Source organism: Legionella sp. ST3F1, from assembly GCF_048553315.1.
GTDB classification, from domain to species: domain Bacteria; phylum Pseudomonadota; class Gammaproteobacteria; order Legionellales; family Legionellaceae; genus Tatlockia; species Tatlockia donaldsonii.
The window spans coordinates 449,806-464,185 of sequence record NZ_JBLZIO010000001.1; the positions used below are offsets into that span (position 1 = coordinate 449,806).

Genomic DNA, 14,380 nt, shown 5'->3' on the forward strand with positions numbered 1-14,380 from the left:
AAGGAATTGGATAAGCTTAATGCTTTCTATGAGTCATGATGGCCATAATAATTCAAATCCAATTCCCTCGCTGCCTTGACATCATCCAAACGTTTAACAGGCAGGCTATGAGGTGCATCTCTTAATAAGTCTGGATTTATTTGTGCTTCATGACGAATAGCTTGCATGGCGCTGATAAAACCATCTAATTCTTCTTTGCATTCGGTTTCAGTGGGTTCAATCAATAAACATTCCGGCACTAGTAAAGGGAAATAAGTTGTTGGCGCATGAAAGCCATAATCCAATAACCGTTTCGCCAAATCCATTGCCGTAACGCCAAACTCTTTTTTCTCCTGCCCCATAGTCAGAATAAATTCATGGGAAGCACGCCGGCCAGGATAAGCGGGTTTAAAACCGGCTTGGGTTAGTTGGGAAAGTAAGTAGTTGGCATTGAGAGTAGCAAACTCAGAGACGCGCAATAAACCTTCCTTACCAAGAACACGGGTATAAAAATAAGCGCGTAATAAAATAGCGGCATTACCCATAAAGCAGGATAAGCGGCCAATACTTTGCGGGTAGTCTGTTCTCGTTGCCCAGCGGTAGGCTTCTTTTTCTTTTACTACAACAGGGAGCGGTAAGTAGGGAAGCAGGCGTTTTCCGACTGCTACAGGACCTGCCCCTGGCCCCCCGCCGCCATGGGGGGTGGCGAACGTTTTATGCAAGTTTAAATGCATGACATCAAAACCCATATCCCCAGGTCTTACTTTACCCAAAATAGCATTCAGGTTGGCGCCGTCATAGTAAAGTAACCCGCCCGCCTGATGGACAATTTCAGCAATTTCTTTAATCTGGCGCATAAATAAACCAAGCGTGGAAGGATTGGTTAACATAATGCCCGCTGTTTTGGGACCTACTTTAGAGCGCAGCTGTTCGAGATCGATATCACCATCTTTTGCTGTAGGAATTTCAACGACTTTAAAACCACACATCACGGCCGAAGCGGGATTAGTGCCGTGTGCCGCATCAGGGATAAGGATCTCTTCACGGAGCGTATCACCACGTGATTGATGATAGGCCTTAATCATTGCTACACCAGCAAACTCGCCCTGTGAGCCAGCCATTGGTGTTAAAGAGACACCAGCCATCCCGGTAATTTCGGTCAGATAAAGTTGTAATTCATAAAGCGCTTGCAGAAAGCCCTGGCTGCTTTGTTCCAAGGCTAGAGGATGGCGATTACTGAAGCCGGGAATAGAAGCCGCTTTATGCACCCCGCGAGGGTTGTATTTCATCGTACAGGAACCCAGGGGGTAAAAATTAGTATCAATGGAAAAATTTTTCTGTGACAAACGGGTATAGTGGCGTACTACCTGTAATTCAGAGCAGGCTGGCAGACGCGGTGGTGTTTGGCGTAAAAAATGAGCTGGAATAGCAAATTGCTGTTCGGTGCCTTGGGGGGCCTGGGCGGTTGCCTGGCGGGTAGCTTTAGAGCGTTCAAAGATTAACATAATTTGCCTTCCGTTTCTTGAATGAGGTCTTTGAGTTCCTCACGATGTTTTACAGGAGTAAATTCAATAATCTGGTAGTCTGCAATTTCAGCAAGGTAATAAGGGTCTTGCTGCAACATGGATTCCAAATGCGCTTTGTCCCTGGTTGTAGCAATAAGAATACTGCCTGTGCGCGGTTTCATTGGCCCAGAAGCCAGCAGTAAACCCTGCTTGTAATGGTAATCCAGAAATTCGCGATGTGCCTGCAAATACTTATCTACTTCACTTATCGCTGCTTTGTAGGTTAGCTGTACAATAAACATCAACTACCTCGCTTAGACATAATTTGTCTGAGTGAATTGGCATAATAAGCAATTTCCTCCTCTGTACGGAGCTCCGTCGCACAAACCAGTATGGTATTTTTTAATCCCGGATAATGAGATTCGACGGAATAACCACCAGCAATGCCTGCGTCATGTAACTGCTGGAGTACCGAAGCAGCGGGTTGATTAAAACGTAGAAGGGTTTCGTGAAAACAAGGTGCTGAAAATACTTTGTCTACGCCCTCAATCTGGCTCAGTGCTGCGACCAGGGTTTGGGTGTTATGATGGCATTGGCGGGCAACCTGTTGCATGCCGTCAGCACCAAGAAGACTCATATGAATGGTTGCGGCAGTAACCAGCAAACCTTGATTGGTACAGATATTGGAAGTCGCTTTACCCCGTCTTATATGTTGTTCGCGGGCTTGTAAGGTAAGACTGAAGCCCGTTTTGCCGTCTTTATCGAGGGTACGGCCTATTAGACGCCCTGGCATTTGACGAACATGCTCCATGCGGGTGCTAAAAAATCCAAAATAAGGGCCGCCTGAGGCAAGTGGAGAACCAAAGGGTTGGCCTTCACCACAAACGATATCGACACCACGAGAACCCCATTGCCCAGGTGGTTTTAAGAGGGCAAGCGAAATTGGATTAACACAGGCAATGCTCACTGTGCGATTCGCATAGGCCCAATCACTCATTGCGTCGACTTGTTCCAGGCAGCCAAAAAAGTTGGGCTGGGCAATAATTAAGGCCGTAATATCCTCGCCTTGATACTTGTCCAGGGCAGATAAAGCCGTGATCCCTTCTTTTTCATCAAAAGGCAGTGTGATGACTTCAATATGTTGCGTACGCACCACAGTTTCCAGCGTTTCACGATATAAGGGGTGAACAGTACCGGCGACCAGAACGCGATTGGTTTTACTGTGTTTATTCACACGCACTGCCATCAAAACCGCTTCAGCGAGCGCCGTGGCTCCATCGTACATCGACGCATTGGCTACATCCATCCCGGTTAATTCGGCCATCATCGTTTGGTATTCATAGAGTAACTGCAATGTTCCTTGACTGGCTTCTGCCTGGTAAGGCGTATAGGCAGTTAGAAATTCACCGCGTGATGCAATATCCCACACTGCAGCCGGGATATGATGCTCATAGCTGCCTGCACCAATAAAACAAATACCATTTTGGTTTTTATCTGCTAAACGTTGGGCTTCTTTTAGCATCGCCATTTCGCTGAGGCCGGCAGGTATATTTTTTAGTTCGCCATAGAGCAAAGACGAGGGAATTTCATCAAACAGGTCTTGTGTTTGTTTGGCTCCAATGCTCGCCAACATGGCTTGCGTATCGTCGTCTGTGTGTGGAATATAAGGCATTATTAGTGTTCCTCTGCTATCTCGTTTTGATATTGTTCGGCATTCAACAATTCATTTAACTCAGCTGGATTATGCGCTTTTAATTTGACTAGCCAACCAGCTCCATAAGGGTCGCTGTTAACCAGTGCTGGATTAGCACTCACTTCCTGATTAACCGCTACAACGATACCGCTTATTGGTGCATAGAAATCGGAGGCCGCTTTGACAGATTCAACAACGCCCAATTCATCTCCGGCTTTAAATTCATCACCTGTTTCAGGTAGCTCTACAAAGACCATATCGCCCAGCAGTTGTTGAGCATGTTCAGTGATACCGATGGTATATTCATCCTCGCCACTTTTTAGCCATTCATGGGTGCGGGTAAATTTTAAATCTGTCATTATCCTTTCCTCATTATTATTCTTAAATTATAAACGTTAGCGATGAAGTCAATCGCCCTACAATATTTTTCCACGCTTAACAAATCGCGGCTTACCCACTTTCGCGGGAATTAATTTACCGCGGATGTCAACCATGACCTGTTCACCGGTATTTGCAGGTACGCGCGCCAGGGCAATCGATTTTCCCAGGGTGGGTGAATAAGTGCCGCTAGTAATCACGCCGTCACTTTGTCCGTCGACCACAACACGTTGACCGGTACGCATAATCCCTTTATCTTGCATAATCAAGCCGACCATTTTGCGTTTAACGCCCTGCTGCTTTTGTGACAATAAAGCGCCCATCCCGATAAAATCGCGATCTTCTGGCGGCCATTTTACAGTCCACTCCAAACCGGATTCCAACGGGGTAGTGGATTCATCCATATCTTGGCCATATAGCAGCATGCCAGCTTCTAATCTTAGGGTATCGCGTGCAGCCAAACCGCAGGGTTTAACGCCAATTTGTAAGAGAGACTGCCAGAGATTAATTGCTGCATCGTGGGGCAGAATAATTTCAAAGCCGTCTTCACCGGTGTAGCCCGTGCGGGCAAAAAACCAGCTATCGACATCAACACATTCGAAATTGGTTAGTGTAGACACACCGTCGCTTTGGGCCGGTGTCAGAATAGACATTATTTTGGTTATGGCTTCCGGGCCTTGGACAGCCAGCATGGCGAGTTCGTTTCGTTCTTGCAGGCCTACAGAAAAGCCTTCGCTTTTGGCGCGGATCCAGGCCAGATCACGTAAACGGGTTGCTGAGTTTAAGACAATACGATAATTATCAGAGGCGCGTTGATAAACAATTAAATCATCAATGATTCCGCCATGTTCGTTACACATACAACTGTAAAGTGCACGTCCGGTATGCTCGAGTTGATCGACATCATTAGTCAACAACTTACGCAAAAATTGTCGTCCGCCCGCGCCCAGTACATCAACAACAGTCATATGAGAAACATCGAACATGCCGGCGTGTTGACGAACGTAATGGTGCTCCTCCAGTTGTGAGCCATAATGCAAGGGCATTTCCCAGCCATGAAAATCAACCATTTTAGCGCCAAGTGCCAAATGATTAGCATGCAATGGTGTTTTTGCAATCATATAATTCCCTCTTTTCTGCGCGTTGGTGCGAATGATTATACCGAGATGAGTTATAACGACAAGTGGATGATACACATCATTAATCTTATTGTTTAAGAGCGCCATCATTTTTCGCAGTTTGCAGATAGAAAATAATCGGATAATCCATTATTCTTCTTGCGCGCTTATCATTAGACAGGGGATTAAAGAATGTCATTCAAACAGTTAGGTTATGCCGCATTACTAGGTCTATCAGTGGTCAGTCAAGCTGGCTTCGCTGCAGATGCTATGGTTTTTAAAAATGAAAAGGGTTCTGTTTTAGAATTAACTGTTGCGAAAGAAGGTAATGTAACAGGCTATTTTACTACCGCTGTTGCTTCGAAAGAATGTCAGCAAGCCATTGGTCAAAAACGTCCTCTGGTTGGTTATCTGACAGGGAATGCTTTTACTATCAGCGTTGATTACCCTGACTGTGGTTCAGCACTCAGTATTATTGGCAATATGGCTGAAAATAAGAAATCACTCGACACAACCTGGGTTGTCGCCCACCAGGCACAGAACAATCAGCAGCCAAACCTGGGAGCACGTTTCATTGGTCATAATTCTTACACACGGGTCAATTAAGTTTGACATTCTCTAAGTAGCACGGAGCCAGGTACTGGAAATGCCTGCTCCGTGGCTTCTCGGGCATATTTTTTGCGTGTGAAGAGCAGAGTACTTATCACTCGGGCAGCGATGGAGTTGATTCAGGGAGGATTGAGATGACAGAAGAAATCAGTACGCGTTCCTGGGGTAGCCGTATAAAAGACGCTTTTATAGGTATTTTTTCCGGTATTCTTTTAATTATCGGTTCTTTTGTCCTCACCTTCTGGAATGAAGGCCATGGCTTGCACAGGGCTCAATCGCTAGTAGAGGCCCAACGCGTATTAATTTCTGTTCCTAATGCCCCTATTGATAATAAAAATAATCTTCGGGTTGTCTATTTCAGTGGTTTGGCAACGACCAACGATATTCTGACCGATTCTTTCCTTGGCATTAAAGAAAACGCCATTGGTCTCACGAGAACTGTAGAAATGTATCAATGGAAAGAATATACAGAAACGAAAACTGAATCGCAGATGGGCGGCTCAGAGAAAACAATAAAAACGTATAATTACAAAAAAATCTGGTCACAGAAACTGCTTGATAGTTCGTCGTTTAACGATCAGGCTGGGCATCAGAATCCTGCGGCAATGCCCGTTGAGTCCCAACAGCAATATGCTCAGACAGTCACTGTGGGAGATTTCTTCCTTCCACAAAGCCTGATTAGTGAAATTAGTGAAACAAGTCCTGTTAACCTTTCCAAAGTGAATCTCTCCGCGATCCAGAAACAAATCAATAAACCAGTCCATTATGTCAATAATCAACTCTATGGGGGACAGGATTACCAAAATCCGCAAATTGGCGATCTACGCATTAAGGCAACAGCGGTTTTACCGCAAACGGTTAGTATTATTGGCCAACAGACAGGAAATACCTTACAACCCTATATGGCTAAAGCTGGACAAGAGGTGATACTCCTGACTTCCGGACAAGAATCACCGGACCAAATGATTCATGATGCGCTGGTTGAAAATCGAATTATCACCTGGATCCTGCGTCTGGTTTCCTTGCTGGCGATGGTTGCTGGATTTTCCCTGGTATTAAAGCCGTTGGTTGTCCTGGCAGATGTACTACCCCTATTAGGTTCTATTGTCGGATTTGGTACGGGCTTGATTGCTTTTGTTTGCGGTTTTATCCTTTGGTCAATCGCAACGGCAATAGCCTGGTTCGCTATCAGGCCCTTTTGGTCTCTGGGTATCATCATCGTTGCTGTAGTGGTCAGCTACCTCTTTATTATGCGTCGACGTCAAACGCAAGCATTAAATAAAACCACTCAGCCAGCAGAGGTGGCTATTAACGATGATCCCTCAAAATGACTTTCATTGGACGACATAAAAAGCACGAGGCTTTTTATGTCGAACCGATTAATTACTGCGTTTTTTGCAGTGTTGAGCTTGATGGGTTTTTTATAGTCGCCTTTGGCCTTTTAGGAACAATAGGTGCTTTCATGCCTGCTGGCGCTATCCCTTGCAACAATATTTCATTGGTGCTTGGTCTGCCTACGCCATTAGCGTCTTTACAGCGTTGTGTGTGACATTTAATTTTGCAATTGCCGTCAACGCAGCCGTAGCAACCCCAATCAGGCCAGCAGCAAGCCCAATTACCTGTTTCTGAACCGGTCCAGTTACCGCCGGACAATTCGCAAACCCCTTTGAGATCTTCTCCACCGCCGCTACCACCTGATTGCTGCGCAAGCGCGTTGAAGGATAAGCTGCTGCTGATGAGTATTAAAATAGTAAATAGTCTATGCATGATTACTTCCTCCGCTGAAGTTGAACTGCCTAAGCGGTTAGATAGTCCATTACCACTCATATCAAGCATAGTCCTCCAGTTGTGTGCTTGTAAATAAGCAGAATGGCTAAAAATAGCAATGTATTTCTTCAGAAACTCGCTAGCGAATCCTTTGCTTAACTTGGGTATTTGCTCTAGGATAAAGTATCATTGCTCATAGGAATATCCGTGACGAATTGGCTTGTGTCCTGGCATTGGCTGCTTGATCTTCTTTGGTTACTTTTTTTACTGGTTTTGTTGCGGCATTTCTGGCGGGATCGGCAATCGTTACAGCAAACCAAATTCTGGCTTATTACTAAAGGACGTATCACACGTTTTGTCTGGACTCGTGAAGGACACCAGTTGTGGCCGAAAATAGAATATACTTATCAGGTTTTTGATAGGGATTTTATTGGTGAATACCTCTTTTTGGACACGTCACACAATAATCCTAATAGTAAATATGCGCGTAAAGTGGCTTATCGTGCGGCGATCGCCTTCGAAAAAGACGAAGAAATTGACATTTTTTATAATCCCAATCATCCGGAGCAGGCCGCGCTTGATATTACCATGCCCCGCAAATTAAATTTGATTATTATCTTACTTTTTTTACTAATTATTGTGCACCTGGGGGTGATTGGGTACCACTTGTTGTAGCGGTGCTATCCACTTCTTGCTGACATTGGCAAGGCGGCGTTATTACCTGGGCCTGCAGACTACTGATAGCAAAACCTCGTACACCTTGACCTGATGGTGCCCGGTTAAAGTTAACGGTGACCCGTAAGTTTTGTTTTTGTTGGTATTGAGGGTTTCTATAAATAACGAGTAAGGGCATGACAGCTTGCCACTGCGCGGCATTGATCACCTTGATTTCAGGGGGTAATGTTGCTACTGCACTGACGAAATAAGAATTTTTTTGCACTGCATCAGGGAGTTTGGACGCATTGAGTGCTGCACTGTAGGCCGTCCAGCCTGTCGCCGTAAAATATTTGGCGATTTCTCGTTGCCGCTCGATAAAATTTTTATAATTAAATGTATAGGTAGCGACAATGGCTTCGTTGACCCATACAGCCATCTGGGTATCCTCCGAAGCGGGTGCAGCCCATGTCAAAGAGCAGGAAAAAAGGGTGATTAATACGGCATAGCGCTTAATGTGTCGCACGGTATTCTCTCGTAAAGATTTTTAGTTAATTGTAGACGGGTTTAAAACACAAAAAAACCCCGGCTGAAAGCCGGGGAAAACGGGTGTCCGACATTCTCGTACGGACACTACTCTGCATAAAGAGGGGAACGCAGAGTAGAGCACTCGGGGGAATGCTCACTTATTAGACACATTTGTTTGAAAAAAGTTCATCCGAAATAAAATAAATTATTAAATTTAATGGGTTCGCAAGGACAGACTATATACCGATAAGCCGGTATTTATGTTATTTTATGCGGTTTTGGGTTATTCAATAAGTGACTTAGGCCTTTTGCAAAATCCATTTTTTAATCGCCAATCAAAATTCAGGTATCTCTTTTGATTGGATAAGGTATAGTTCGGTTCAATGGCGTGAATATAATGAGGGGGCATTGTGCGCAACAGTCGTTTTTACTTTGCCAACCGCGAAAATGTCAGTCGCTTTATTAACCGCTGGGATCTGTTGCTCCTGATTCTTATTTTCTCTGTGTTATTTTTTCTTGGTTGGGCAGGCAAACAGATGGCAAGCCCCTATCAATTGGGGGATCCGCTACCCATTTCGCTTGAGCCATCAAAATTACCTTTTTATGCTTTGCGTACCGTGTTGCGGATGTTTATTGCCCTGGCCTTGTCGATTATTTTCACGTTTATCGTCGGTACCTTGGCAGCAAAAAACAGGCGTGCTGAGCAAGTTGTTATTCCGGCAATCGATGTTTTGCAATCCGTGCCAGTATTAAGTTTTCTATCCATTACCGTTACCGGTTTTATTCATCTCTTCCCCGGCAGTTTATTAGGGCCAGAATGTGCCTGTATTTTCGCTATTTTTACGGCGCAGGTATGGAATATAATTTTTGGCTTTTATCAATCGTTAAAGACCTTGCCTCATGACTTGAAAGAGGCTTCGGCCATGTTCCAACTATCTGCCTGGCAGCGTTTTTGGAAGGTTGAAGTCCCTTTTTCCATGTCCAGTTTGTTGTGGAATATGATGATGTCTATGTCCGCAAGCTGGTTTTTCGTTGTTTTATCAGAGGCAATTGCTGTCGCTCATCAGGATATCCGTTTACCTGGCGTGGGCTCTTATATTGCCCTGGCTATCGAGCGGCGTGATTTGCATGCGGTAGGGTATGCTATTTTAACCATGGTTATTGTTATTTTTCTCTATGATCAGATTCTGTTTAGACCACTGATAGCCTGGTCAGAGAAATTTAAAATGGAACAGGCACCGGATGAAGAAGAATATCAATCCTGGCTCATTGATTTGCTGCGCGGCAGTCGATTGACCAAGCGCTTTGGCAAAGGGCTCAATATTGTCAAAGATAACTTTGTTAATGCCCGGTGTTTTCGCCGTAGAGGACCGAAGGTGGTGAAAGAAGTCGATTTTCACCGTCAAAAACACCTTGATTGGCTATGGTATGCAATCGTTTGGTTGGTCATTATTGGGAGTGGTTGGTTATTGCTGGAATTCATTCTTGCTGAACTGAAGGTCAGCGAGATTGTTCACGTGTTTCTTCTTGGGGCTGCTACCGGTACCCGCGTCATTGTTTTGATTATTATCAGTTCGTTCATTTGGATTCCCGTGGGAGTCTGGATAGGGTTGCGGCCGCGCCTGGCGCAAAAAATACAGCCGGTCATCCAGTTTGTTGCCGCATTTCCTGCTAATTTATTCTATCCTTTATTTGTAATTGCCATTGTACGGTTTAATTTAAGCGTGGAAATTTGGGTAACGCCACTGATGATTCTGGGTACGCAGTGGTATATTTTATTTAATGTGATTGCTGGGGCATCAACCATTCCGCGAGATCTTTATTTGGCAGCTGATAATTTTGGTGTGAAGGGATGGCAATGGTGGAAACGACTGGCGTTACCCGGTATTTTCCCCTTTTATATCACTGGCGCAATTACTGCTGCAGGCGGTGCCTGGAACGCCAGTATTGTGGCAGAATGGGTCAGCTGGGGGAGCACCACGTTAAAGGCAACCGGTTTGGGGGAATATATACAAGCCAGCACGATTGCCGGTGATTTTCCGAAAATTGCGTTAGGTACGGCAATGATGTGTTCCTATGTCTTGGCGTTTAATCACCTAATTTGGCGCCCGCTCTATCGTTTGGCGGAAGAGCGCTTTCATTTTAATTGAGGCATCGATGTCAGAAACCATTATTGCTCTTGAAAATTGTCGTAAATCCTTTAAGAAAGCATCTGAGCAAGATTTATTGGTGCTTGAGGATGTCAATTTTAAATTACAGGAAGGCGAAATTGTCGCCATGCTGGGTAAATCGGGCTCCGGAAAGTCAACTCTTTTGCGTATTATTGCGGGGTTGGTACCACCCTCGGCAGGAAAAGTAAGCTATCGCGGTAAAGCCGTCACAGGACCTGTACCGGGTATTGCGATGGTTTTCCAATCCTTCGCGCTGATGCCTTGGCTGACTGTATTGGAAAATGTGGAGCTCGGTCTGGAAGCTCAAGGGGTAGGTCGAGAGGAGCGTCGTCATCGCGCTATTGAAGCGATTGATACCATTGGTTTGGATGGTTTTGAGTCGGCTTTTCCCAAGGAGTTATCAGGCGGAATGCGGCAGCGGGTAGGTTTTGCACGGGCTCTGGTGACTAATCCCGATGTGTTATTGATGGATGAGCCTTTTTCTGCGCTGGATGTGTTGACAGCAGAAAACCTTAAATCGGATTTACTCGAATTATGGCAAGAGAAAAAGACCAACACGAATGGTATTTTGTTGGTCACGCACAATATTGAAGAAGCGGCAACCCTTGCTGATCGCATTGTTATTTTTGGTTCTGATCCGGGTTACATTCGCGCTGAATTACAGGTTACATTGCCGCAACCGCGTGAGCCTGACACGCCGGAGTACCATGCGTTGGTTGATAAAATTTATACCTTGATGACCACTGGTCCCAAGGAAAAGGCAAGGCGTGCCCAACGCGAGCGGCAAATTGGCCTCGGCTATCGTTTGCCGGATGTAGAACCTTCAGAATTATCAGGTCTTATCGAAACGATGAAATCTTTTGAGGAGCGTATTGATTTACCAGAGCTTGCTGATGAGTTAATGATGAACATTGATGATTTGTTCCCTATCCTCGAAACACTGGAAATTCTGGGTTTTGCCAAAGTTTCCGATGGGGATATCCAGTTGAGTGAACTGGGCAAACAATTTTCTGAGGCCGATTTGCAAGAGCGTAAGCAATTATTTGCCAGACGTTTATTGGAAAAAGTACCTCTGGCACGTTATATTCGCCGCGTCCTGGATGAAAAGATAGGCCATCGCGTTTCCGAGGAACGCTTCTTAAGCAAGTTGGAAGATTATTTGAGTGAAAAGGAATCAGAGCGGGTATTGCGTACCATGATTGACTGGGGACGCTATGCGGAGATTTTTGCTTACGATTTTACCAGCGGTATTTTAAGTTTGGAAAATCCAGGTATCTCAGGCTCTACTAAAATTAACTAACCCGCGTTCGATATAAAACAGAATTCTGTTTTTATAGCGCTGGTGAAATAGCTATAGGAAGCCACCGGAAAATCCGGTGGCTGGTGGTACATCAAGCTGTTTTTTGATGGGCTTTCGCTAACAGAAAATCAAGAATTTTAAACAAACGTTCTTCACTTTTTGCCATTTGCAAATCAGTCTTGTATTGGTTATTGATAACAACAGCCGGTACGCCGTTAATACGGAAACGAGCCATAGAGGCTGTTCCTGCAGTCACTTTCATATCAATGGTGGTTGAGTTTTCAAAAGCACTTTTTGCAGTCGCATTTGCTACACCTTGGGCTGTGAAAAAATCAATCATGGCTTGATTGGTATTCAGTGACTGCTTATTGTCCTGGATAGCCTTAAACAAAGCCGGGTTGAGTTTTGCTTCCAAGCCTAGAACATGAGCGGTGTAGTAAGCCTTGGCGTAATAACTCCAATCTTTATGAAACACGACCGGTACGCGGGAGAATTGAATTTTATTTCCCTGTTTCTTTACCCAGCCCGCCAATGTAGGCTCGATACGATAGCACCAAGGGCAGCCATAACTAAAAAATTCTGTTACAGCGATTTTATTCTTGGGTTGTGTTGTTGTATTGCCGTTGACTAATTCATAGTCTTTTCCTGCCACAAAATCGTCAGCGAAAGCTAACGCGGGCAGTAATAAAGCAATTAATAAAAAACGTTTTAACATGGTTTCTCACTTCAAAATGTTTGAGAACGTGCAGTTTACATGAAACCCAGGTGTATTTGTATTTTTTCGAACTAATTAGAGAGCTATCCATTTCGCTGGCTTGTGTTTATAGTCAGGTAAGTCGGGCCCCTGACCCGACGACATATGTAGCGTGGATGAAAGCCGAAGGCTGTAATCCGGGATTTTAAGCTATGAGCCCAGGATTAATGCAAACCCTGCATGTAATAGGCTACCGCAGCCATATCGTCTGGACTCATACGTGCACTTATATCACGCATAATGGAATTCAAATCATTTTTGCGCTTTTGATCTTTAAAGGCTTGAAGTTGCTGTATCGTATAAAGCGCATGTTGCCCTGATAACACGGGGAATCCCGCCTGCTCATTACCTGTCCCTCTGGGGCCATGGCAGGCGATACAGGCAGTAATATGTTTATCGAAGTCACCGCCGCGATACAATTGCTCACCCCGTTTTAAATATTTTTTTGGTACAGAGCCTTCTGGCAAAGGGAGTTTGGCATAAAATTCAGCCAATGCTGCCATATCCTGTTCATTGAGGTTGGCAAGGATTGCAGTCATCGTTGGCGCATTACGAGTGCTGCCTTTTTTGAAATCGATCATTTGTTTGAGCAGGTATTTTGCATGTTGCCCCGCAAGGCTTGGCCACTCAGGATTAGTGCTAATTCCTTTTGCACCATGACAGGCAACGCAGAGAGCCGCTTTTTCTTCAACCGAAGAAGCCACTTCAGCAGCCTGGATCGCGCATGTGCAGAATAGTACAACCGCAAACACGATTTTTTTCATTCTTTTTCCGAAGGTTTTATCTCATTTAATGGTACACTGCCTGAGCAAAAATCCCAAAATGAAATTGAAAAATAATGTTAAGAAATCCATACACTCAGGCCAGTTTTTTAAAAAGCGCAGCGCGTGTTGAGCATCTCCCTGCTGACGAGGGCTTTGAAGTCGCTTTTGCTGGACGCTCGAATGCTGGTAAATCCAGTGCCCTTAATTGCCTAACCGGCATCAAACAACTCGCGCGGACCTCGAAGACACCGGGGCGTACCCAATTAATCAATCTCTTTACCCTGGATGACCAACGGCGTTTGGTCGATTTACCCGGTTACGGTTATGCCCAGGTTGCCCAGCAAGTGAAGCTGGATTGGCAGAAAAATTTAGCGCATTACCTTGAAGTGCGCCAATGCCTAAAGGGCTTGGTGTTGCTAATGGATTGCCGCCATCCGTTGAAAGAGTTGGATAAGATGATGGTTGACTGGTCTTTAAACCGCGAATTACCCGTCCATATCCTACTGACCAAGGCAGACAAATTAAGCCGTGGTGACGTTAAAAATGCGGTGATAAAAGTGCGTCGCCATTATCAATTGATGGACGAGTTTGTCACGGTACAAGCCTTTTCTTCATTGAAGAAGGAAGGGGTTGATGAGTTGATTACGAAGTTAAATGAGTGGTTTGATTGGTAGGTCGGGTCATGACCCGACAATCTCTCATTAATGATAATTAACGCGCTATTAGGTGATGTGCTCAACTTTGTAGAAAATTTTTGGTTATGGCAACAGCCTGATTAATTCAACTACAACATCGATGCCTCCGTCTGGCCTGGAGATAATTCTTATATTTTCAAAATTTTCCTTTTGAAAATCGCCATCATATATACGCCTTTTTATACTATTGAGAATATTACGTGCAGGTGAGTTTGACAGGGTATAAATGGGTTTACCGGATAGGCCGGGGGAGGAAATTTTGCCGTTGATTCGGGCAAATCCTACTTATGAAAGGACACCCATTATTGTGATTTCAGCGCATGTGGATGAGCCTTTGGGGAAACACTGTTTGGCGATGGGGCGAATCATGTTTATGTGAAACCCTTGTTGCCGACCATGTTGCGGCGCATGGTGGAGAGTACGTTGATTTAAAGGACTATTGCGGATTGCTACCTTATGTAGGTT

General features: G+C 44.8%; 16 protein-coding genes. 6 read left to right on the forward strand and 10 right to left on the reverse strand.

Translation table 11 applies throughout. The annotated features are described in order from the left end of the window. Nucleotides 1-26: 26 nt before the first annotated feature. Genes gcvPB through gcvT form a run of 5 tightly spaced genes read right to left on the reverse strand, consistent with a single transcriptional unit; the run spans nucleotide 27 to nucleotide 4,676 of the window. Nucleotides 27-1,484, reverse strand: coding sequence for an aminomethyl-transferring glycine dehydrogenase subunit GcvPB (gene gcvPB, locus ACN4Z1_RS02110; RefSeq protein ID WP_228363453.1), 1,458 nt, complete (start codon nucleotides 1,482-1,484; stop codon nucleotides 27-29). After that, nucleotides 1,478-1,786, reverse strand: coding sequence for a YciI family protein (locus ACN4Z1_RS02115; RefSeq protein ID WP_115222399.1), 309 nt, complete (start codon nucleotides 1,784-1,786; stop codon nucleotides 1,478-1,480). The genes gcvPB and ACN4Z1_RS02115 overlap by 7 nt, the downstream gene beginning before the upstream one ends. Next, complete coding sequence (gene gcvPA, locus ACN4Z1_RS02120; RefSeq protein WP_228363452.1) at nucleotides 1,786-3,156, reverse strand: aminomethyl-transferring glycine dehydrogenase subunit GcvPA; 1,371 nt, start codon at nucleotides 3,154-3,156, stop codon at nucleotides 1,786-1,788. Before gcvPA ends, ACN4Z1_RS02115 begins: the two co-directional genes overlap by 1 nt. A 2-nt stretch (nucleotides 3,157-3,158) precedes the next feature. Then, the gene (gene gcvH / locus ACN4Z1_RS02125; protein ID WP_228363451.1) at nucleotides 3,159-3,536 is read right to left on the reverse strand and encodes a glycine cleavage system protein GcvH; all 378 of its coding nucleotides are present in this window, start codon (nucleotides 3,534-3,536) and stop codon (nucleotides 3,159-3,161) included. 57 nt (nucleotides 3,537-3,593) lie between these two features. Next, nucleotides 3,594-4,676 (reverse strand): glycine cleavage system aminomethyltransferase GcvT, encoded by a 1,083-nt coding sequence (gcvT, locus tag ACN4Z1_RS02130; protein WP_228363450.1) that lies wholly within the window; start codon nucleotides 4,674-4,676, stop codon nucleotides 3,594-3,596. Between the two features lie 189 nt (nucleotides 4,677-4,865). On the opposite strand from gcvT, the gene ACN4Z1_RS02135 reads away from it, so the two are divergent. Beyond that, nucleotides 4,866-5,279: an avidin/streptavidin family protein gene (locus ACN4Z1_RS02135; RefSeq protein WP_419387981.1), complete on the forward strand. Its 414-nt coding sequence runs from the start codon at nucleotides 4,866-4,868 to the stop codon at nucleotides 5,277-5,279. 137 nt (nucleotides 5,280-5,416) lie between these two features. After that, nucleotides 5,417-6,613, forward strand: a complete 1,197-nt coding sequence (locus tag ACN4Z1_RS02140) for a TMEM43 family protein (protein WP_419387982.1) — start codon at nucleotides 5,417-5,419, stop codon at nucleotides 6,611-6,613. 52 nt (nucleotides 6,614-6,665) lie between these two features. Here ACN4Z1_RS02140 and ACN4Z1_RS02145 read toward each other — a convergent pair whose 3' ends face one another. Continuing rightward, nucleotides 6,666-7,049: a hypothetical protein gene (locus tag ACN4Z1_RS02145; protein WP_419387983.1), complete on the reverse strand. Its 384-nt coding sequence runs from the start codon at nucleotides 7,047-7,049 to the stop codon at nucleotides 6,666-6,668. A 207-nt stretch (nucleotides 7,050-7,256) separates the two neighbouring features. Here ACN4Z1_RS02145 and ACN4Z1_RS02150 point away from each other — a divergent pair, with 207 nt between their 5' ends. Then, nucleotides 7,257-7,724: a DUF3592 domain-containing protein gene (locus ACN4Z1_RS02150; RefSeq protein WP_245954015.1), complete on the forward strand. Its 468-nt coding sequence runs from the start codon at nucleotides 7,257-7,259 to the stop codon at nucleotides 7,722-7,724. Here ACN4Z1_RS02150 and ACN4Z1_RS02155 read toward each other — a convergent pair. Then, nucleotides 7,684-8,229: a DotI/IcmL family type IV secretion protein gene (locus tag ACN4Z1_RS02155; protein WP_419387984.1), complete on the reverse strand. Its 546-nt coding sequence runs from the start codon at nucleotides 8,227-8,229 to the stop codon at nucleotides 7,684-7,686. The two genes, ACN4Z1_RS02150 and ACN4Z1_RS02155, sit on opposite strands and share 41 nt — an antisense overlap. A 412-nt stretch (nucleotides 8,230-8,641) precedes the next feature. Here ACN4Z1_RS02155 and ACN4Z1_RS02160 point away from each other — a divergent pair, with 412 nt between their 5' ends. After that, complete coding sequence (locus ACN4Z1_RS02160; protein WP_228363443.1) at nucleotides 8,642-10,381, forward strand: ABC transporter permease; 1,740 nt, start codon at nucleotides 8,642-8,644, stop codon at nucleotides 10,379-10,381. 7 nt (nucleotides 10,382-10,388) lie between these two features. After that, nucleotides 10,389-11,702, forward strand: coding sequence for an AAA-associated domain-containing protein (locus ACN4Z1_RS02165; RefSeq protein WP_115222407.1), 1,314 nt, complete (start codon nucleotides 10,389-10,391; stop codon nucleotides 11,700-11,702). 91 nt (nucleotides 11,703-11,793) lie between these two features. On the opposite strand, the gene ACN4Z1_RS02170 is transcribed toward ACN4Z1_RS02165, so the two are convergent. After that, a complete protein-coding gene (locus ACN4Z1_RS02170) occupies nucleotides 11,794-12,417 on the reverse strand; it encodes a thiol:disulfide interchange protein DsbA/DsbL (RefSeq protein ID WP_115222408.1) in 624 nt (207 codons plus the stop codon). Nucleotides 12,418-12,620: 203 nt separating this feature from the next. Further along, a complete protein-coding gene (locus ACN4Z1_RS02175; protein WP_228363442.1) occupies nucleotides 12,621-13,220 on the reverse strand; it encodes a c-type cytochrome in 600 nt (199 codons plus the stop codon). Nucleotides 13,221-13,294: 74 nt separating this feature from the next. On the opposite strand from ACN4Z1_RS02175, the gene yihA reads away from it, so the two are divergent. Then, nucleotides 13,295-13,894 (forward strand): ribosome biogenesis GTP-binding protein YihA/YsxC, encoded by a 600-nt coding sequence (gene yihA / locus ACN4Z1_RS02180; RefSeq protein WP_228363441.1) that lies wholly within the window; start codon nucleotides 13,295-13,297, stop codon nucleotides 13,892-13,894. Between the two features lie 306 nt (nucleotides 13,895-14,200). Here yihA and ACN4Z1_RS02185 read toward each other — a convergent pair. After that, nucleotides 14,201-14,380, reverse strand: a 180-nt coding sequence (locus ACN4Z1_RS02185) for a hypothetical protein (RefSeq protein WP_419413438.1), incomplete at its 5' end; no start/stop codon positions are given.